Source organism: Limnohabitans sp. (genome assembly GCF_038134685.1).
GTDB lineage: Bacteria > Pseudomonadota > Gammaproteobacteria > Burkholderiales > Burkholderiaceae_C > Limnohabitans_A.
In genome coordinates this window covers 57,753-76,777 of the sequence record NZ_JAYPVP010000005.1, presented here as the reverse complement: position 1 = coordinate 76,777, position 19,025 = coordinate 57,753, and the positions used below count along the sequence as shown (strand labels likewise).

At 59.5% G+C, this 19,025-nt stretch carries 20 protein-coding genes and 1 other RNA gene; 5 read left to right on the top strand and 16 right to left on the bottom strand.

Translation table 11 applies throughout. The features are described from left to right. Positions 1-2: 2 nt before the first annotated feature. Together AAFM15_RS03690 and dapF are read right to left on the bottom strand one after the other, a co-directional pair. On the bottom strand, positions 3-683 hold the full coding sequence (locus AAFM15_RS03690) for a DUF484 family protein (protein WP_341685348.1): 681 nt from the start codon (positions 681-683) through the stop codon (positions 3-5). Between the two features lie 10 nt (positions 684-693). After that, positions 694-1,560 carry a diaminopimelate epimerase gene (dapF, locus tag AAFM15_RS03685; RefSeq protein WP_341685347.1) on the bottom strand — a complete coding sequence of 289 codons (867 nt, stop codon included), beginning with the start codon at positions 1,558-1,560 and terminating at the stop codon, positions 694-696. A 36-nt stretch (positions 1,561-1,596) separates the two neighbouring features. Here dapF and AAFM15_RS03680 point away from each other — a divergent pair, with 36 nt between their 5' ends. The 3 genes from AAFM15_RS03680 to AAFM15_RS03670 all read left to right on the top strand — a co-directional run bounded on the left by AAFM15_RS03680 (position 1,597) and on the right by AAFM15_RS03670 (position 4,608). Then, positions 1,597-3,231, top strand: a complete 1,635-nt coding sequence (locus AAFM15_RS03680) for an MBL fold metallo-hydrolase (protein WP_341685346.1) — start codon at positions 1,597-1,599, stop codon at positions 3,229-3,231. After that, positions 3,228-3,914: a S4 domain-containing protein gene (locus tag AAFM15_RS03675; RefSeq protein WP_341685345.1), complete on the top strand. Its 687-nt coding sequence runs from the start codon at positions 3,228-3,230 to the stop codon at positions 3,912-3,914. The genes AAFM15_RS03680 and AAFM15_RS03675 overlap by 4 nt, the downstream gene beginning before the upstream one ends. Before the next feature lie 163 nt (positions 3,915-4,077). Next, positions 4,078-4,608: an Rrf2 family transcriptional regulator gene (locus AAFM15_RS03670; RefSeq protein ID WP_341685344.1), complete on the top strand. Its 531-nt coding sequence runs from the start codon at positions 4,078-4,080 to the stop codon at positions 4,606-4,608. Between the two features lie 81 nt (positions 4,609-4,689). On the opposite strand, the gene rnpB is transcribed toward AAFM15_RS03670, so the two are convergent. After that, positions 4,690-5,023, bottom strand: an RNA gene (gene rnpB / locus AAFM15_RS03665) — RNase P RNA component class A. Between the two features lie 98 nt (positions 5,024-5,121). Here rnpB and cysK point away from each other — a divergent pair. Continuing rightward, positions 5,122-6,039 carry a cysteine synthase A gene (cysK, locus tag AAFM15_RS03660; protein ID WP_341685343.1) on the top strand — a complete coding sequence of 306 codons (918 nt, stop codon included), beginning with the start codon at positions 5,122-5,124 and terminating at the stop codon, positions 6,037-6,039. A gap of 21 nt (positions 6,040-6,060) precedes the next feature. Here cysK and htpX read toward each other — a convergent pair whose 3' ends face one another. The 9 genes from htpX to AAFM15_RS03615 all read right to left on the bottom strand — a co-directional run bounded on the left by htpX (position 6,061) and on the right by AAFM15_RS03615 (position 15,006). Then, on the bottom strand, positions 6,061-6,930 hold the full coding sequence (htpX, locus tag AAFM15_RS03655) for a protease HtpX (protein ID WP_341685342.1): 870 nt from the start codon (positions 6,928-6,930) through the stop codon (positions 6,061-6,063). Between the two features lie 115 nt (positions 6,931-7,045). Further along, complete coding sequence (locus tag AAFM15_RS03650; protein WP_341685341.1) at positions 7,046-7,867, bottom strand: DUF3025 domain-containing protein; 822 nt, start codon at positions 7,865-7,867, stop codon at positions 7,046-7,048. Continuing rightward, positions 7,864-8,901, bottom strand: coding sequence for a dihydroorotase (gene pyrC, locus AAFM15_RS03645; protein ID WP_341685340.1), 1,038 nt, complete (start codon positions 8,899-8,901; stop codon positions 7,864-7,866). Before pyrC ends, AAFM15_RS03650 begins: the two co-directional genes overlap by 4 nt. Positions 8,902-8,929: 28 nt before the next feature. Then, positions 8,930-9,667: an amino acid ABC transporter ATP-binding protein gene (locus tag AAFM15_RS03640; protein WP_341685339.1), complete on the bottom strand. Its 738-nt coding sequence runs from the start codon at positions 9,665-9,667 to the stop codon at positions 8,930-8,932. 12 nt (positions 9,668-9,679) lie between these two features. Continuing rightward, the gene (locus AAFM15_RS03635; protein ID WP_341685338.1) at positions 9,680-10,348 is read right to left on the bottom strand and encodes an amino acid ABC transporter permease; all 669 of its coding nucleotides are present in this window, start codon (positions 10,346-10,348) and stop codon (positions 9,680-9,682) included. A gap of 1 nt (position 10,349) precedes the next feature. Next, positions 10,350-11,069, bottom strand: coding sequence for an amino acid ABC transporter permease (locus tag AAFM15_RS03630; protein ID WP_341685337.1), 720 nt, complete (start codon positions 11,067-11,069; stop codon positions 10,350-10,352). Between the two features lie 109 nt (positions 11,070-11,178). Next, positions 11,179-12,069, bottom strand: coding sequence for a transporter substrate-binding domain-containing protein (locus AAFM15_RS03625; protein ID WP_341685336.1), 891 nt, complete (start codon positions 12,067-12,069; stop codon positions 11,179-11,181). A 182-nt stretch (positions 12,070-12,251) separates the two neighbouring features. Further along, positions 12,252-13,193, bottom strand: coding sequence for a LysR family transcriptional regulator (locus AAFM15_RS03620; RefSeq protein ID WP_341685335.1), 942 nt, complete (start codon positions 13,191-13,193; stop codon positions 12,252-12,254). A 7-nt stretch (positions 13,194-13,200) separates the two neighbouring features. Beyond that, entirely contained in the window at positions 13,201-15,006 is a 1,806-nt protein-coding gene (locus AAFM15_RS03615; RefSeq protein ID WP_341685334.1) for an ABC transporter ATP-binding protein/permease, read from the bottom strand. Between the two features lie 39 nt (positions 15,007-15,045). On the opposite strand from AAFM15_RS03615, the gene AAFM15_RS03610 reads away from it, so the two are divergent. Next, complete coding sequence (locus AAFM15_RS03610; RefSeq protein WP_341685333.1) at positions 15,046-15,456, top strand: acyl-CoA thioesterase; 411 nt, start codon at positions 15,046-15,048, stop codon at positions 15,454-15,456. Here the strand turns inward: AAFM15_RS03610 and AAFM15_RS03605 are convergent, their stop codons facing one another. Genes AAFM15_RS03605 through AAFM15_RS03590 form a run of 4 tightly spaced genes read right to left on the bottom strand, consistent with a single transcriptional unit; the run spans position 15,457 to position 19,002 of the window. Further along, on the bottom strand, positions 15,457-15,942 hold the full coding sequence (locus AAFM15_RS03605) for a thioesterase family protein (protein ID WP_341685332.1): 486 nt from the start codon (positions 15,940-15,942) through the stop codon (positions 15,457-15,459). Positions 15,943-15,946: 4 nt separating this feature from the next. Beyond that, complete coding sequence (locus AAFM15_RS03600) at positions 15,947-16,711, bottom strand: enoyl-CoA hydratase (protein WP_341685331.1); 765 nt, start codon at positions 16,709-16,711, stop codon at positions 15,947-15,949. Between the two features lie 20 nt (positions 16,712-16,731). Beyond that, positions 16,732-17,175, bottom strand: a complete 444-nt coding sequence (locus AAFM15_RS03595) for a DUF2147 domain-containing protein (protein ID WP_341685330.1) — start codon at positions 17,173-17,175, stop codon at positions 16,732-16,734. Positions 17,176-17,190: 15 nt separating this feature from the next. Then, positions 17,191-19,002 carry an acyl-CoA dehydrogenase C-terminal domain-containing protein gene (locus AAFM15_RS03590; protein WP_341685329.1) on the bottom strand — a complete coding sequence of 604 codons (1,812 nt, stop codon included), beginning with the start codon at positions 19,000-19,002 and terminating at the stop codon, positions 17,191-17,193. Positions 19,003-19,025 lie beyond the last annotated feature (23 nt).

Sequence of the window (19,025 nt, the reverse complement as noted above, 5' to 3'; positions counted from 1 at the left end):
GGTCAGTCGGCCTGCAACACCGACAAGCCCGCACCAGCCAGCTGCGCCAGCCGCTCCAGCAAATCCGTGCCCATTTGCGCATTGAAGCGCTGCGCATCCGGCGAAGCCAGAACCAGCACACCGAAAGCAGCTTGGCCTGGTGCGCGACGCACGGCCATCAGCGCCACCGAAGCGGCCTGCTCCGGGTGAGGCAGCCACTGTACAGCCTCAAAACCCGTGTTAGGCCCCACATAGGGCGTATCCAGCGACTGGGCCTGCTCCTTGACCGAATCGGTCACACCCTGGGCATAGTTTTCACTCGCCCAGGACGGCGCCACATCCCAGACGCGCAAAGCCGCTTGTGGCACCTGGAAGAGCTGCTCAATGTTGTCCAGAGCCGACGCCACCAATTGCTCCTTGGGCGTGACCATCAACTCGCAAGCCCAGCGGTGCAGCTTGTCCGTCAACACCATGTTTTCGTGCCCATGCCGAATCATGTCCATGATGCGATGCTCCAGCCCCTTGATTTTTTCGCGCAGCATGATCGCTTGACGCTCTTGCAGACTGACGGCCCGCTGGCTTTGCGGATGCGTCAGTTGCACACTGGCGAGCAAGTCTGCGTGGCGCTCAAAAAAGTCTGGCGTGTTCGCCAGGTAATCGGCAATATCGTTTTCGGTGATGGGGGACATTGGCGCGTCGCTCATGGGTCAGCCTTCAAAGTTCTGGAATATCAATTTCGCCCTGGAACACAGGGGTGGCCGGGCCGGTCATCAACACTGCGCTGTCCGGCTGGCCCGCCCACTCGATGGTGAGCATGCCGCCGTGGGTCTGTACATCGACCTTGGCGTCCAGCCAGCCCTGACGAATACCCGCCACCACCGCAGCGCAAGCGCCCGTGCCGCAGGCCAGGGTCTCGCCCGAACCACGTTCGTACACGCGCAAGCGAATCTGGCTGCGCGAAACAATTTGCATGAAGCCCGCATTCACCCGCTTGGGGAATGCCGGGTGGTTCTCGATCAGCGGACCTTGCGTGAGCACGGGAGCCATATCCACGTTGTCGACACGCTGCACCGCATGCGGGTTGCCCATGGACACCACACCCACGCGAGCCGTGCCTTGCGTACCCAGAGGCAAGTCAAACACCGGCCAGCCATTGACTTCAACGCAGTTCAAACCCGCAGGGTTAAAAGGCACCTGCGGCAGCTCGAAAACGGGCGCCCCCATGTCCACGGTCACACGGCCATCGGCGTTCATGGTCAGTTCAATTTCGCCCTTTTGCACCTTCACACGCACGGTGCGTTTGTCGGTCAGGCCCTGGTCGCGCACAAAACGCACAAAGCAGCGTGCACCATTACCGCAATGCTCGACTTCGCCACCATCAGCGTTGTGAATCACATATTCAAAGTCCAGCCCCGGCGCAGGCGAGGGCCGAACGCTCAGGATCTGGTCAGCCCCGACACCAAAGTGCCGGTCAGCCAAAAAACGGTATTGGGCCGTGGACAAGTTCAGACGGCCCTGGGTTTCATCGAGCACAACAAAGTCGTTGCCCGCACCCTGCATTTTGGTAAAGCGAATGCGCATAGCAGGCATTATCTCTTGTGCAGACCATAATGGCGCATGGTTAGAAGCTCTCAACTCTTGCACCCTGCACACACACCTGCCCCATTGCGCGAGGCAGCGACTGTTTTGCTGCTGCGCGACGGCTCGCATGGGCTGGAAGTCCTGATGACTCGCAGATCCACGACGGCCAGCTTTGCTCCGGGTGCTTTTGTCTTTCCGGGAGGCGGCGTTGATGCAGCAGATGCGCAGTCACATGCCCTGGCATCGCGACGCAGCAGCCAAAGTGATGCCCACCTGACCGAAGCCATTGCCGCGATTCGCGAGAGTTTTGAAGAGCTGGGTATTTTGCTGGCCCGCCATGCCGATGGCCGCTGGGCCGACACCAGCGACATTGCCGCGCTGAACCGCAAGGCGCCCTTTGCCGCGCAATGCGAGGCCAGAGGGCTGCAACTGGCTGCAGACCAGGTGTTTGTGCTGGCCCACTGGATCACCGACCGCGACTTGCCGCGTCGCTTCAATGTGCCCTTTTTGGTGGCACGCATGCCCGAAGGCCAAACACCGGTGGCCGATGAATTCGAGCAGTTCGAGCCCGTCTGGGTGCGACCCTCAGACGCGTTGGCCCGGCACGAGGCAGGGCAGTTTTTCATCATCTTCCCAACCATCCGCACGCTGGAGCGCCTGGTCACGTGGCAAACGGTGGATGAAGTGCTGGCTGCCTGCGCCGCCACCGAAGAGCCCCTGTGGACCAGCTGCCCTCGCGCGGGCTGGCTGGCCGGGCAGGAAGTGCGCTACATGGAACATGAGCCTCCTTTTGGTGAGCTGGCCCTGGTTTGCCCGGACGGCCAGCTGTTGCACCACTTGGACTGGCAAAACCAGCAGCCGGTGTCCCTGCTCAAAAACGTACAGCGCCTGACTGCACCCAACCCCGGCGTGATGACCGGCCCTGGCACCAACAGCTATCTGGTGGGCGATCCACATACCGGCTTCATTGCCATCGACCCTGGCCCAGCTGATGCTGAACACCTGGAGCGTCTGTGGCGTGCTGCGGGCGGAAACATTCGCTTCATTGTGTGCACCCATTCACACCCGGACCACTCACCCGGGGCCAAGCCATTACAGCTGATGTGCGACAGTCCCCCCCCCATTCTCGGTCTGGCTTCGCGCCCCTCGGCACGTGCCCATAGCCAATTCACACCTGAGCGTGAACTGCAGGACGGCGAGCGCCTGGTGCTGGAGCGTGCAGGCGTGACGCACACCCTGCGGGTCATGCACACCCCTGGCCACGCGGCCAATCATCTGTGTCTGGTGCTGGAAGAAGACGGTTTATTGTTCTCGGGAGACCATGTTCTCAACGGCAGCACCACCGTGATCGATCCGCCAGACGGCCATATGGGCGACTACCTCAACTCGCTGGATATGCTCGCCGCGGCGTGCGAGCACGATGGCATCGAGTTCATCCTGCCCGCCCACGGCCATGTGCTGGGCCATGCCCGACAAGCCATCACCCAGCTCAAGGCGCACCGCCTCAAGCGCGAGGCCAAGATTGCCGCTGCCATGCAAGCCATGCCCCACGGCACACTCCAGCAATGGGTTGAGCATGCCTATGCCGATGTCCCGCCAAGGCTGTGGCCGGTGGCCGCGCGCTCATTGCAAGCCCATGTGGACCATATCCGCGAGACCTTGCAGGCATGAACACCGCATCATCCGAAGCAGGCATTCGTCTGTCCAAAGTGGTGGCGGCACTGCAACACTGCTCGCGTAGCCAAGCCGAAGCGTGGATCACCTCCGGCTCGGTACAGGTCGATGGCGAGGTGGTCACGGACCCGGCTCGCCGCGTGCAAGCAGACAGCGTATGCATACAGGCCCGGCAGCGGCCATCGCCCGTCCTGGCACGCTGGACTGTGCTGGCCAACGTGCCCGCCCCTCACTCCTGGCCCACCGTCCAAAACGACAGCGATGCCCCCGTTTTGCCCCCGACTTTGCGGAAGTACGCGCCCTTGTTCCCCCTGCCTGAGGGTCCCGTCTCTGGCCTGGAGGTCTGGAGCAACGACCCCATCGTGCTTCAACGCTTTACCGACCGCCAACGCCCTCTGGAAGCTGAATGGATGCTGTCTGTGCCCATCACCGCACTGGACAGCACGCTCACCAAGCTGCAAAACTGGCAGGTGCGCTGCAGCATCAGCCAGCGCCAAACAGAGCGCGGCAGCCTGCGCATCATCACCCCCTCGCCCGAAGCCCCCGGCTGGCTCACCGCCATCGCCGCAAGCCTGCCCAACGGTACTTGGCAGTTGCGCCGCCAGCGGATTGGGCAGAAAAGTTTGCACCCACTCACAACAGGGAGCTGGCGGTTGATGAAGTTTGGCGAAAAGTTTTAGGACTTCATCGCAATTTCATCTTGATTTACACCCGATTAACCTTATTTGTGGTTCTGTCTGAGACAATGAAACATCAACCAGTCGTACTGCCCGCTCGGGTGGTGCACCTGACGGTCCCCCGCGGCTTGTAGCGCGGAGACTGAACGCAGCAAAGGAGACCACCATGCGTTTGAGCACCAAAAGCCGATTTGCCGTGACCGCCATGATTGATGTGGCGTTGCGCGAAGACCATGGCCCTGTGGCCTTGGCCGCCATCAGCGCCCGTCATCAGATTTCGCTGTCTTATCTGGAGCAGCTCTTCAGCAAACTGCGCCAAGCCGAGCTGGTCGAAAGCACCCGTGGTCCTGGCGGTGGCTACTCGCTGGCGCGCAATGCCGAAAAAATCACCATGGCCGACATCGTCGCTGCCGTGGATGCACCGGAACAGGAAGAAGGCATCGAGTCCAGCACCTGGATGCGCCATGAGCTGTGGGCGGGTCTGAACGAAAAAATGCTCGCTCACCTGCAATCGATCAGCCTGCGCCAGCTGGTGGCCGAGCAGCGCAACAAGGGCGTCAAAGTCGAAGTTCCTGCCCAGACCAGTAGCACGCGCCGCGGCGTTTTCGCCCGTCCCAAGACGCTACAAGCCGTCAAGGTCAACGCGCCCAATTCGGTGTTTGCGCTGGCTGGCTCTCTGCTGACTTCACGCAGCTGATCCCTGCGCGAACACGCTCCAAGCCCACCTGTGCGTGGGCTTTTTTACGTCTGCGATTTTTTGGAGGGGCAGTCAGGAAAAGTGTGGAGCTTTCCGATAAGCCGGATTCTGTGCACAGCGGTTGCCCGCTGTGTGACCGCCATTAATCTGGGCCGGGGGTTACCCGCCCGGCTCGGTGCTACCTACCCGCCAACTCTGCGGAACCACATCAACGTTGGCCTACTTGGTATTGCTGCGCGTAGAGATTGCCCGTTTCACCCGCACTCAAGCGGCTCGTCTCTGTTGCTCTGATCCGCACCTTATACCTTGCGGCTTTCGGTGGAGAGGTGTTACCTCCTACGCTGTCCTGTGCAGTCCGGACGTTCCTCCAGTGCGGCCTTTCGGCACATGCACCAGCGGCGGTCTGGAAAGCTCCACCCCGCCATTATCACCGCAGGCCATACCTTCATGCCCCAGCACATCTAAAGGATGGCGCACAATGCCCTGCATTGATTGATCCTGCAGGAGCTCACCATGAAAGCACAGACCATTCTTGAGACCATCGGCCATACGCCGCATATCCGCATCAACCGACTGTTTGGCGCGGATGCGAATGTCTGGATCAAATCCGAGCGCAGCAACCCCGGCGGCTCGGTCAAGGACCGCATTGCACTGGCCATGGTCGAAGACGCCGAGCGCAAAGGTCTGCTGCAGCCTGGCGGCACGATCATCGAGCCCACATCGGGCAACACAGGCATTGGGTTGGCCATGGTCGCCGCCGTCAAGGGCTACAAACTCATTTTGGTCATGCCTGACAGCATGAGCGTGGAGCGCCGCCGCTTGATGTTGGCCTATGGTGCCAGCTTCGACCTGACCCCGCGCGAAAAAGGCATGAAGGGGGCCATTGCCCGTGCCGAAGAGTTGCTGGCCTCCACGCCGGGCAGCTGGATGCCCCAACAGTTTGAAAATCCGGCCAATGTGGACGTACATGTGCGCACCACTGCGCAAGAGATCCTGGCAGACTTCCCCGAAGGCATTGACGTGCTCATCACCGGCGTAGGTACAGGCGGTCACCTGTCGGGCACTGCCAAAGTATTGAAGGCGAAATTTCCGCAGCTCAAGGTGTTTGCGGTGGAGCCCGCGGCATCTCCCGTGATCTCGGGCGGCGCGCCTGCACCTCACCCGATTCAAGGCATTGGCGCAGGCTTTGTGCCGCGCAATCTGGATACATCCTTGCTCGATGGCGTGATCCAGGTGGACGCCGAAGCAGCGCGAGAGTACGCTCGTCGCTCGGCCCGAGAAGAAGGTTTGCTGGTGGGCATTTCGTCCGGTGCCACGCTGGCCGCCATGGCCCAAAAACTGCCGGACTTGCCTGTCGGTGCCACCGTGCTTGGCTTTAACTACGATACCGGCGAGCGCTACCTGTCGATTGAAGGTTTTCTGCCGGGCTGAGCCGGCAGAAAACGATGAACATCAAAGCGCCTGCAAAGCGTTGATACGCTCTTCAATGGGCGGGTGAGTTGAGAACAGTTGACCGATGCCGCCCGCAATGCCCATGGCGGCCACGGTTTTGGGCAGCTCGGCGCTGTGCAAACCACCCAAACGCGCCAAAGCGTTGATCATGGGCTGCTTGCGGCCCATCAGCTCCGCAGCGCCTGCATCCGCACGGAATTCACGCTGACGGCTGAACCAGGCGACGATGATGGCGGCCACAAAGCCCAACAAAATATCCAGAACGATAGTGGTGACAAAGTAGCCGATGCCCGGACCACTGCTTTCTTCGTCGTTCTTGCGTAGAAAGCTGTCGACTGCATAGCCGATCACACGCGACAGGAACACCACAAAAGTGTTCATCACGCCCTGAATCAGTGTCATGGTCACCATGTCACCGTTGGCGATGTGGGCCACCTCGTGGCCAATCACCGCCTCGACCTCTTCACGGGTCATGTTGCGCAGCAACCCTGTGGACACAGCCACCAGGGCCGAATCGCGGAAAGCGCCTGTCGCAAAAGCATTGGGATCGCCTTCAAAGATGCCGACTTCAGGCATGCCGATGCCGGCCTTGTCTGCAAACTTGCGCACCGTGTCCACAATCCAGGCTTCATCCTGGTTGCGCGGCTGCTCGATGATCTGCACACCAGCTGACCACTTGGCCATCGGCTTGCTGATCAGCAGCGAAATGATGGCGCCACCAAAGCCCATCACCAAGGCAAAGCCCAGCAAGGCGCCCAGGTTCAGGCCATTGGCCGTCAGGTAGCGGTTCACACCCAGCAAGCTGGCCACCACACCGAGCACCAACACCACGGCCAGGTTGGTCATCACAAACAACAAAATTCTTTTCATGTTTTACCCTTGTTAAGCATCGCGCCACAAGCGCGGTATGTGAAATATGCGCTACAGCGCCCGCAAATTCAACGCACCCTCAAGATTTCCCGAAAGTTTCGGGGTTAATGCGCGCTCAAAGGGGCGTCGCAATGGGTTTGCGCCGAGGGCGAAACACCTCTGCATCTGCGTAAAAACCGGCCTCTTCATTGGCCGCCCACCAACCTGGCACGCCCAGCAAGGGCAAGGGACTGAAAGGTTTGGTAGCCAGTTTTTCGCGGCTCAGGTCCTGCACCAGCCAGGCGTCGAGCTCATTGGCGGTGACCGACAAAGGCACGCGCCACAGGTGCGCGGTGATGGACTTGTAAGGGCGAACCAGCTTTTCGAGTGCAGCATGGCCAAACACCCAAAGGCGCACCTCTTGCCACAGCGAACGCAGCTGCACGAAGGCCTCATGCCAGTGGTGCTTGCTCAAAGCCTCCCACACCACATCTGGTGCCTGAATCAGCACTGCGTTTTCATCGAACACCGTGATGGCATCGCGCACCGGGCCACGCCGGCCTTGCACCCCATCACGGGCAATTTCTGCGGCCTGCAAGCGATTGAGTTGGAGCTTGGTTTGGGGGAAATGCATCCAGCACAGCGCGTTAAAGAAGTCGTGCAGCCCATCTCTGGTAGGCACTTGTGCGGTGTCACGAATGAAAGCCTCATAGGCCACGCCCGCAGGCAACTCGGTTTGCGCCACAAAACGCACAGGCGCAAGGCTGGCGTCGCTCAAGGTCTGGAACTGTAGCTGCCCAGCCGCAATACGCATCGCCAAAGGCCGCCCAATTGCACGCCAGTCAGCCAGCCAAGGCGCTGTCCAGTCAATGTCCGCCACGCCCAGCACAGCGGGGTCCAGACCGATGCAGCGCGCACCACTTGCGCGACACAAAGGCTTGACGGTATTGGCGCTCAATCTTGCACCAAGCGCCAAGGCAGCGCTTCGCCAGCGCGCAAAGGCTTGAGCTCGGCTTCGCCAAAAGCAAAGGACTCGGCAGGTGTCCAGCTTTCACGACGAAGGGTGATGGTGCCGGTGTTGCGCGGCAAGCCATAAAAATCGGCGCCATGGAAGCTGGCAAAGGCTTCGAGTTTTTCCAGTGCACCGGCGTTGTCAAAGGCTTCGGCATACATCTCGACGGCTGCGTGCGCCGTGTAGCAACCAGCACAGCCGGTGGCGTGCTCTTTCAGGTGCGCCGGGTGCGGTGCACTGTCGGTGCCCAAAAAGAATTTCGCGTTGCCGCTGATGGCCGCTTGCACCAGCGCCTGGCGGTGCGTCTCGCGCTTCAAGACGGGCAGGCAGTAGTAGTGTGGGCGGATGCCGCCGGTGAAGATGGCATTGCGGTTGTAGAGCAAGTGGTGAGCGGTAATGGTTGCGCCCAGATTCAGGTCTTCTTCGGCCACGTACTGTGCAGCCTCCTTCGTGGTGATGTGCTCCATCACGATTTTCAGGCCCGGAAAGTCGCGACGCAGCGGGATCAGCTGTTGCTCGATGAATACCGCCTCGCGGTCGAACAGGTCGATATCACTGGAGGTGACTTCACCGTGCACCAAAAGTAGCACACCTTCGCGCTGCATGGCTTCGAGCACGGGGTAAATCTTGCGGATGTCGGTCACGCCTGCATCGCTGTTGGTGGTGGCACCCGCCGGGTAGAGCTTGCAGGCGACTACGCCCGCTGCTTTGGCGCGTGCGATTTCTGCTGGCGCCAGATTGTCGGTCAGGTAAAGCGTCATCAAAGGCTCAAACGACATGCCAGCGGGGACAGCGGCCTGGATGCGCGCCTTGTACGCCAAAGCCTGCTCGGCGGTGGTGACCGGCGGCTTGAGGTTAGGCATGATGATGGCGCGCCCAAACTGGGCGGCGGTATGCGGCACCACGGTGCTGAGGGCGGCCCCATCACGCACATGCAAGTGCCAGTCGTCGGGGCGGGTAAAGGTGATTTCTTGCGTCATGCCCGTATTGTCGCAAACCTCACCGGGCTCAATGCGCGAGGATTTTGCTCAGGAAGTCCTTGGTCCGTGGCTGACGGTTTTCGGGGTGGTTGAAGAACTCGTCTTTAGAGCAGTCTTCCAGAATACGGCCACCCACGTCGATAAAGATCACGCGGTTGGCCACCTTGCGTGCAAAACCCATTTCATGGGTCACCACCATCATGGTCATGCCTTCGTTGGCCAGTTGCACCATCACGTCGAGCACTTCACCCACCATTTCAGGGTCGAGTGCCGAGGTAGGCTCATCAAACAGCATCACCATCGGGTCCATCGACAGGGCACGAGCAATCGCCACGCGCTGCTGCTGCCCCCCCGAGAGCTGGCCCGGAAATTTATCCTTGTGCGCCATCAGGCCTACGCGGTCCAACATCTTGAGGCCCCGGGCCTTGGCGTCATCAAGGTTACGCCCTAGCACTTTGACCTGTGCAATGGTCAGGTTCTCGGTCACTGACAGGTGAGGGAAAAGCTCAAAGCTCTGAAACACCATGCCCACGCGCGAACGCAGCTTGGGCAAGTCCGTGGCTGGATCGTGCAGCGGCACACCATCCACGATGATCTCCCCCTTCTGAAAGGGCTCGAGCGCATTAACCGTTTTGATGAGGGTGGATTTACCCGAACCCGAGGGGCCGCACACCACCACCACATCGCCCTTGTTGACGGCAACAGAGCAATCGTTGAGCACCTGTACCTGGCCGTACCATTTGGATACGTTTTTGATTTCAATCATTCTGAACACCTCTTAGCGGACGATGGAGATCTTCGCCTGCAGTCGCTTCACGCCCCAGGACAGGGCAAAACAGATCACAAAATACACCACCGCTGCCAGCAAATAAGCTTCTTCAGTGCGACCATAAATCTTGCCCGCATTGGTAAAACCCTTGAGCAAGTCATAAGCACCAATGGCGTAAACCAGCGATGTATCCTGAAACAGGATGATGGTTTGCGTCAGCAGCACCGGCAACATGTTGCGAAAGGCCTGCGGCAACACAACCAGGCGCATGTTCTGCGCATAAGTCATGCCCAGAGCCTGACCGGCAAAGACCTGACCACGTGGAATCGACTGAATGCCTGCGCGCATGATCTCGCTGAAGTACGCCGCCTCAAACGCCACAAAGGTGATGATGGCTGACAGCTCTGCTCCAATGGGTCGCCCGATCACGAATGGCATCAGCAGATAAAACCACAGAATCACCATGACCAAGGGAATGGATCGCATGCCATTCACATAGAAGCTTGCCGGTCCCATCAAGACAGGCTTGCCCGACAGTCGCATCAAGGCCAGCAAGGTGCCGAAAAAGATACCGCCCAAGGTCGCGACGATGGTCAGTTGCACACTGAACACCAGACCGCCCCAGACAAACTTCTGCAGAACATCCAGACTGATAAAGGAAAAATCAAGGCCCAGCATTTCAATGGCCTCCTGTGGCACCAGCGACAATCAGGCCTGGCACCCGCAACTTGCGCTCGATGAGAGCAAAGATCCGATTGACCACGACCGCTGACACCACGTACAAAGCCGTCACAGCTAGGTAAATTTCAATACCTCGCGAAGTCTCCTCCTGCGCTTGCATGGCGAACATGGTGAGCTCCGAAATCGACACCGCAAACGCTACCGAAGAGTTCTTGAGCAAGTTCATCGACTCACTGGTCAGCGGCGGCAACACAATGCGAAAGGCCATCGGCAGCAGCACGTAGCGATAGCTTTGCCAGGTCGTAAAGCCCATGGCCATGGCTGCATAACGCTGGCCACGCGGCAGCGCCTGAATGCCGGCCTTGAACTGCTCGGCAATCCGCGCCGAGGTGAAAAACCCCAGGCCAAACACGACCAGCGTGAAGCCGGGCACCTGCTGGAAGGCAGGGATGATTTTGGGCACCACGAAGTACCAAAGAAAAATCTGGACCAGCAGCGGAATGTTGCGAAACAACTCCACCCAGGCATCCCCCAGTCGCACCAGCCAGGGGCTCGACTGCAAAGTACGCAAGGTGCCGATCACCGCACCCAGCACCATGGCAACCACCCAGGATGTGCCCGCGACCGCCAGCGTCCAACGCCAGGCTTCGAGCATCCACTCGCCATAGGTACGGCCACTGCCGTCATCGGTCATGAAGACCTGCCAATCCAAGGTCATGGACTCTTGCTCCTGTCATCCACACAAAAAAGCCCCGCCAGCGTTGACCAGCGGGGTTTGATGTTTTGATCCATCAAGGGCAGCGACGAAATGCCGCCCTCAAAGTCCATTACTTCTTGGCGTAGTCCTCAGCCGGCTTGTCGTTCAGGTTGGCCCAGGCAGCCTTGGTGCTTTCGCTCAGGGCCAGACCGATCTTCACGTTCTTGGGAGGAATGGGCTGCAGGAACCACTTGTCCCAAAGCTTGTTCATTTCACCGCTCTTGACCAAGGCGGCAATCGTGTCGTCAGCCACCTTCTTGAATGCGGCGTCATCCTTGCGCACCATGATGGCAATAGGCTCGACAGCGAGCACTTCGCCAACGATACGGAAGTCGGCAGGGTTCTTGCTGTTGGCAATATTGCCGGCCAGGATGGAGCCGTCCATCACAAAGGCATCGGCACGACCCGATTCGAGCAGCAGGAAGCTGTCTGCGTGGTCTTTACCGAAGATTTCCTTGAAGTCAACGCCATTGGCGCGCTCATGCTTGCGCAGCAACTGCACCGAGGTGGTGCCCGTTGTGGTGGCGACGTTCTTGCCCGCCAGGTTGGCGATGGACGTGATGCCGCTGTTGGCGCGTGCAGCAATACGCACCTCTTCCACATAAGTGGTGTTCACAAAGGAAACATCTTTCTGACGAGCCGCATTGTTGGTGGTCGAGCCGCATTCAATGTCCACAGTGCCGTTTTGCACCAGCGGGATGCGGTTCTGCGATGTCACGGACTGGTATTTCACTTCCAGCTTCTGACCGACGGCTTTTTCCACATTCGCAATGATGCGCTGGCAAATTTCAACATGGAAGCCCGCGTACTTGCCATCGCCCAGGGTGTAAGACAAGGCACCAGAAGAATCACGCACGCCCATGGTGATGGCACCAGCGCTCTTGACTTTGGCCAGTGTGTCGGCCTGAGCGGCAACTGCAGTCATAGCCATCAAGGCAGCAGCAATCACGTGTTTTTTCATTTCCACTTCTCCTGAAAAATCCGCACTTTGGCGGGTAGTTGAATCGGGTTGGACAACCAGATGTGCACCACTATGGCACAACCTTCTTGCTGCGCAAGGGGGTTTGCACAAACCGTGCCCGGGATCTTACTCTGCAAACGTCAGTTTCAAGTCAGACATTTTCTAGGGATGTACCCTAGGGCTCAGCGCCTGGTGGCCTCAGCGGGTTGAGCCATCAGGAACTGCCAGAGATCCTGGGCGTGGCTGGGTCCTTGCAGATGTGCCGCATGGCGTGCACGGTAGGCACGCACCTCCATGGTCAGCTCCAACGAGCTGCCTCCCGGAAAGGCCACTGGCACCAGTGCCCGCGCCTGCAACTCCTTGCGTACCGCGCTGCGCGGCAAGAAGGCCACGCCGTGCCCCTCCACCGCCATGACCTTCAGGCCCTCGGCCATATCGGTTTCGTGCACCCGACTCAAGTGAATCGGCAGCGTCGACTTTTTGAGGATCTCATCCGTGACTGCCCCCAAGTAGGCGCCGGGGGCATACCCCAGATACGGCACAGGTCGCTCAGGCGTACCCGGAAAGGCAAACACAGAAGGGCCATCACTGGAAGGTTTCGCATAAGGCGCAATGTGCTCCTGGCCCAGCACCACCATGTCGTAGCGCTGTGGATCGAGCTGCAGCGGTTGAGAGGGGTGGTGGTAGGCCACCAACACATCGCAGCCCCCCTCGACCAGTCGCATGGCTGCATCGTGCACATTCATGGCCATGAGGCGACTTTTGATGGGGCCAAAGCGTTCGCGCAAACTCGCCACCCAGGCCGGAAAAAACGTGAAGGCCAGTGTGTGCGGTACTGCGAACTCAATGAAATCCTGCCCTGCGCTCACATGACCGCGCAACATGGCGCGCGTGTTTTGCAGCGACTGCAACAACTCCAGCGCCTGGGTGTAGAGCGTCTGCCCTGCCGGGGTCAGCTGAGTGGGGTAGGAGCTGCGATCCACGAGATCCGCGCCCGCCCAGGCTTCCAGTGCTTGAATACGACGCGAAAATGCGGGCTGCGTCACATGGCGCAGCTGCGCCGACCGGCTGAAGCTGCGCGTCTCAGCCAGGCTGACAAAGTCTTCCAGCCACTTGGTTTCCATGGTGCGATTATGTCGCCTCTGCGTTTTGTTGCAGCGCCCACATGCGCGCATAGCGCCCTTGAGAAGCCAACAGCTGCGCGTGTGTGCCACGCTCGACAATGCGACCGGCTTCCATGACCAGAATTTCGTGCGCATCGGCGACAGTGGACAGGCGGTGCGCAATCACCAAAGCCGTCTTGTTGCGCGCCGCACGTGCCAGCTCAGCCTGTATGGCGCGCTCATTGGCCGAGTCCAGCGCAGAGGTCGCCTCATCAAACACCAACACCGGTGGATCTTTGAGCAAGGTGCGGGCAATCGCGACACGCTGCTTTTCGCCACCCGACAGTTTGAGTCCGCGCTCGCCCACCATGGTGTCATAACCCTTGGGCGTGCTCGCAATGAAATCATGAATATGCGCTGCACGCGCCGCCGCCTCGACCTCTTGCCGCGAAGCACCCGCGCGCCCATAGCCAATGTTGTACGCCACCGTGTCATTGAACAGCACCGTGTCTTGCGGCACGATGCCAATGGCTCTGCGCACGCTCGCTTGTGTCACGGCGCGAATGTCTTGCCCGGCCAGTTTGACCGCGCCCTGCTGCACGTCATAAAAGCGGTACAGCAGGCGCGCCAGAGTGGACTTGCCCGAGCCCGATGGCCCGACCACGGCCACGGTCTTTCCTGCCGGGATCGTGAAGCTGATGTCATGCAAGATCGGACGGTCGGCTTCATAAGCAAAGCTGACATGGTCAAATTCGACGCTCACCTGTGGCGACAGCACGAGGTCAGGTGCACCCGGCGCATCTGCGATTTCGCGCTCACGGTCCATGAGCACAAACATGCGATCCAGATCGGTCAGGCTTTGCTTGATTTCGCGGTAAATCACGCCCAGAAAATTCAGCGGAATGTAGAGCTGAATCATGAAAGCATTGACCATGACCAGATCGCCAAGGGTCATGCGCCCGTCGACCACACCTTGCGTGGCCCGCCACAGCATGGCCACCAGGGCCACAGCAATGATCAACTGCTGCCCGCCGTTGAGCAAGGCCAGCGTGGTTTGCGCTTTCAGTCGCGCTTCGCGCAGACTGTCCAGGCTTTGCGCGTAGCGGCCAGCTTCATAGGCTTCGTTGCCGAAATACTTGACCGTCTCGAAGTTCAGCAAGGAATCGACTGCCTTGGTGTGGGCGGCCGAATCAAACTCGTTGGCTTGGCGCCGAAACTGTGTGCGCCACTCGGTGATGCGGACTGTGAACACAATGTAGACGGCCAGCGCCAGCAGTGTGATCAGTGCAAACCACACATCAAACTTCACCGCCAGGATCGACAACACCAGCACCACCTCGATGAGCGTAGGCACGATGCTGTAAAGCGAAAACGAAATCAACGATTCAATACCGCGCACGCCACGCTCAATATCGCGCGTCATGCCGCCGGTCTGCCGCGCCAGGTGGAAGCGCAGCGACATGCCATGCAAATGCTCAAAGGTCTGCAAAGCGATGCGCTTGGCCGCACCCTGCGTGGCTTTGGCAAACACCAAATCGCGCAGCTCGGTCATGACCGAGGTCATCAACCGCAACGCACCATAGCCCAGCAGCAACGCCACAGGCACCACCAGCAAAGTCTGTGGCTCGCCGGGCTTGAGATTCATGGCATCTACCAGCTGCTTGAGCAACAAAGGCACCCCCACGTTGGCCAGCTTGGCGCCAACCATACAGGCCAGCGCCAACAAGACGCGCCACCTGTAGTCCCAAAAATAGGGCAGCAAACGTCCCAGGGTTTGCCAATCGCCCGTGGCGGGGCCGGGTGGAGCGGGGGCGCGATCGCCGTGGTGACGCATGGTGGACAATCCTTCTGACAACAACCCGAGATTGTGCCCATGTCTGAATCCATTCGCTCGCAAGACAGTGCTATTCCTGCCGACCACGAACTGGTCCTCAAGGTCATTCCCATGCCCGCCGACTGCAACGCCAACGGTGACATTTTTGGCGGTTGGGTAATGGCCCAGGTGGACTTGGCTGGCGCCGTGCTGCCGGCAAGGCGCGTCCGCGGCCGCATCGCCACCGTCGCGGTCAACGAGTTCATCTTCAAGCAACCCGTGCGCGTGGGCGATATTCTGAGTTTTTATGCAGACATCACCCGTGTGGGCAACACCTCGATCACGGTGGATGTACAGGTGTTTGCCGAGCGTCTGCGCGAGGACAACGCCTCGCTCAAGGTGACCCAGGCCACCCTGACTTATGTGGCCATTGATGACAGTGGCAAACCCCGCCCCATCCCCAAGGGCTGATCAGGAGACGATGTAGGCAGCGGCCCCGCTGGACATCAGCGTGCCGTCTGGCCCGCAAAACTCCATGCGTGCCGAGCCCACGCGCGAACCCACACGCAAGCACTCGGCATGGATGGTGAAGTGTTCACCAATGCCGGGACGCAAATAGTCCACCCGCAAATCGATAGTGCCCAGTTTGGCAAAGCGCTCGATGCGCTTTGCAGGAGGCTCATCCATGTGCCGCGCCGCCAGCGCAGCCATGACTGCAGCGCTGCCGATCGCATCCAACGCTGCACTGATCACGCCACCATGCACGCGGTTATAGGCAAAGTGTCCTACCAGCTCGGGGCGCATGTCGATGCTGGCACGAACCCGCCCCTGCGGATCGATATCGTGCAGTTTCAGCCCCAGCAGTTTGTTGAACACAATCTTGTTTTCGTAAATATCGCGAAACAGATCCAGGTACTCAGGCTCAAACGCCTGGGGCAAAGCTTTCTTGGATGTCATCGTGTCACAGGCCCGAAAAGTCCGGCTTGCGCTTTTCCATGAACGCGCCAAAAGCCTCTTTGGCAGCAGGCTCGCGCAACATGCGAGCGAACACTTCACCTTCTTCGGCCATGGCACTCAGCACCTGGGCTTGCTGGTGACGCTTCATCAAACGCTTGGTGACCATCAACGACGACAGTGGCTTTGCCGAGAGCTTGCGGGCCTGCGCCTGCGCATAGGCATTGACTTCTGTGGGTGGCAACACGCGGTTGACCAAGCCAACCTCCATCGCCGCTTCAGCAAAGAAAGGTTCACCCAAAAGCAAGGCCTCGGCCGCACGGTGGTGACCAAACATGGCCGGCAGCAACAGGCTGGAGGCAGCCTCGGGACACAAACCCAGATTCACAAAAGGCATCGAAAACGCGGCGTTATCACCCGCATAGACCAGGTCGCAATGCAGCAACAGCGTCGTGCCAATGCCCACTGCAGGACCCGCCACAGCAGCCAGCAAAGGCTTTTCCAATGTCGCCAGGGCACGCAAAAAACGGAACACAGGCGCGTCCTGATGAGCGGGCGGTTGCTCCAGAAAGTCTGCAATGTCGTTGCCTGCGCAAAACACCGTCTCGTGGCCCTGGATAAGCACCGTGCGCACATGGGCGTCCTGGGCAGCGACCTCCAAAGCGTCGGCCAGCGCAGCGTACATGGCGGCAGTGATAGAGTTTTTACGATCCAGGCGGTTCAAGGTCAGGGTCATGACCCCGCCATCGCGGTGTTCAAGAATGTCAGACATGGGCTCTACAAAAATATGAGTCAACGGATGCGGTTCCACACCTGCGTGCGCCCCAGCAAGGGCACACCGATGAAGCCACGCACCTCCAGTTTGCGTCCACCCTCGATGGGTGTCAGTCGCAGACTGTACTCCTTGCCATTTTCGGGATCGAGAATCTTGCCTCCCTCCCACACCTCTTTGCCATCGGTCTGCTTGCCGCCACGGATGATCTCCATGCCAATTTTGGGCTGCCCCTTACGGTCATCGGTACACAAAGTGCAATTGGGCTCAGGGTTAGGCGTGGTCAGCAAGGAGCGCTCCACCTTGCCCGTCAGCCCTCCATTGGCATCCTGCACAATGAGGATCTCGGCCTTGGGCTGACCGTTGCCGTCATCAATGCTTTGCCATAGTCCCAAGGGACTCATCTGGGCTTGCGCAGAGGACACCAGGGCCAGCAACAGAATGCTTGCAATTTTCAACTTCATATCGTTCTCCAAAAATCATGACAAAGCAGCATCGGTGTCCATGAGCACCTCGCTGCCTGCACGAATGCGGCGGATCAAGCTGGCAGTTTCAGGCATCAGGCGTGCAAAGTAAAACCGCGCAGTTTGTACCTTGCCCAGGTACAGCGGGTCAGGCTTTTGCGCTGCGGCTTGCGCTTGAGCCATTTTGTCCAAAGCGACACGGGCCATGCGTGCCCAAAAGTAGCCCAGCACCATGTGCCCGGCCACGCGCAAGTAGTCGACTGCAGCAGCCCCCACCTCGTCGGCATTGCGCAAACCTTTGTAGCCGACCTCGGCGGTCAGCTGAGTCAGTTTTTGGCCCAACTCGGCCAATGGGCGCACAAATTCAGCCATGCGCGGATCGGCCATGTTGGCGCGCACAAAACTTTCTACTTGCGCGCCGAACAACTTGAGCGTGGCGCCGTTATTGCCCAGCACCTTGCGGCCCAACAAGTCGAGCGACTGGATGGTGTTGGTGCCTTCGTAAATCATGTTGATACGGGCATCACGTACAAACTGCTCCATGCCCCACTCTTTGATGAAACCATGGCCGCCATACACCTGTTGACATTGCACCGCCGCATCAAACCCGTTATCAGTGATGAACGCCTTGACGATGGGCGTGAGCAAAGCCAGCAGTTGTGCACTTTCTTCGCGCACATCAGGATCCGGGTGGTGCTGTTCCTTGTCCAGCAACAGGCTGGCGTAGCAGGCCAGTGCACGGCCACCTTCGGCGTAGGCTTTGGCCGTCAGAAGCATGCGCCGTACATCGGGGTGAACAATGATTGGATCCGCCGGCTGCGCAGGCGCCTTGACGCCGGTGAGTGAACGCATTTGCACACGGTCTTTGGCATAAGCCAACGCGTTCTGGTACGCCACTTCAGTCAAGCCCAGCGATTGGTTGCCCACCCCCAAGCGTGCCGCATTCATCATCACAAACATGGCGGCCAGACCTTTGTGGGGCTGCCCCACCAGCGTGCCTACGGCGTTATCCAGAATCATCTGGCAGGTGGCGTTGGCATGGATACCCATCTTGTGCTCCAGGCCGCCGCAGTAAATACCGTTGCGCTGGCCAATTGAGCCGTCGGCATTGACATGGAATTTGGGCACCAAAAACAAGCTGATGCCTTTGGAGCCCGGGGGCGCATCGGGCAATCGGGCCAGAACCAAATGCACAATGTTGGCGGCCAGATCATGCTCACCCGCACTGATGAAGATTTTCTGCCCGCTGATGCGGTAAGTGCCATCCGCCTGCGGTTCAGCCTTGGAGCGCAGCAGCCCAAGATCGGTGCCGCAGTGAGGCTCGGTCAGGCACATGGTGCCCGTCCACTCGCCACTGGTCAGCTTGGGCAGATAGGTCGCTTGTTGCTCGGGCGTACCGTGCGCGTGCAAACACTCGTAAGCACCGTGGCTCAGACCGGGGTACATGGTCCAGGACTGGTTGGCCGAGTTGAGCATCTCGTACAGACACTGGTTGACCACAAAAGGCAACCCCTGGCCACCATAAGCCGGATCACAGCTGAGCGAGGGCCAACCGCCTGCGACATATTGCTCGTACGCCGCCTTGAAGCCATCGGGCGTTTGGACGGCATGGGTATGGGCATCGAGCTTGCAGCCCTGCGTGTCTCCCGAAATATTGAGCGGAAAGATCACCTCAGAGGCGAATTTACCTGCCTCTTCGAGCACGGCGTTGATGGTGTCGATATCCATCTCGGCATGGGGCGCCATCGCGCCCAGTTCTTTGGACACATCCAGCAACTCGTGCAACACAAACTGCATGTCGCGCAGCGGCGGGGTATAGACGGCCATGGTTTTTCCTCCGAAACAACAGG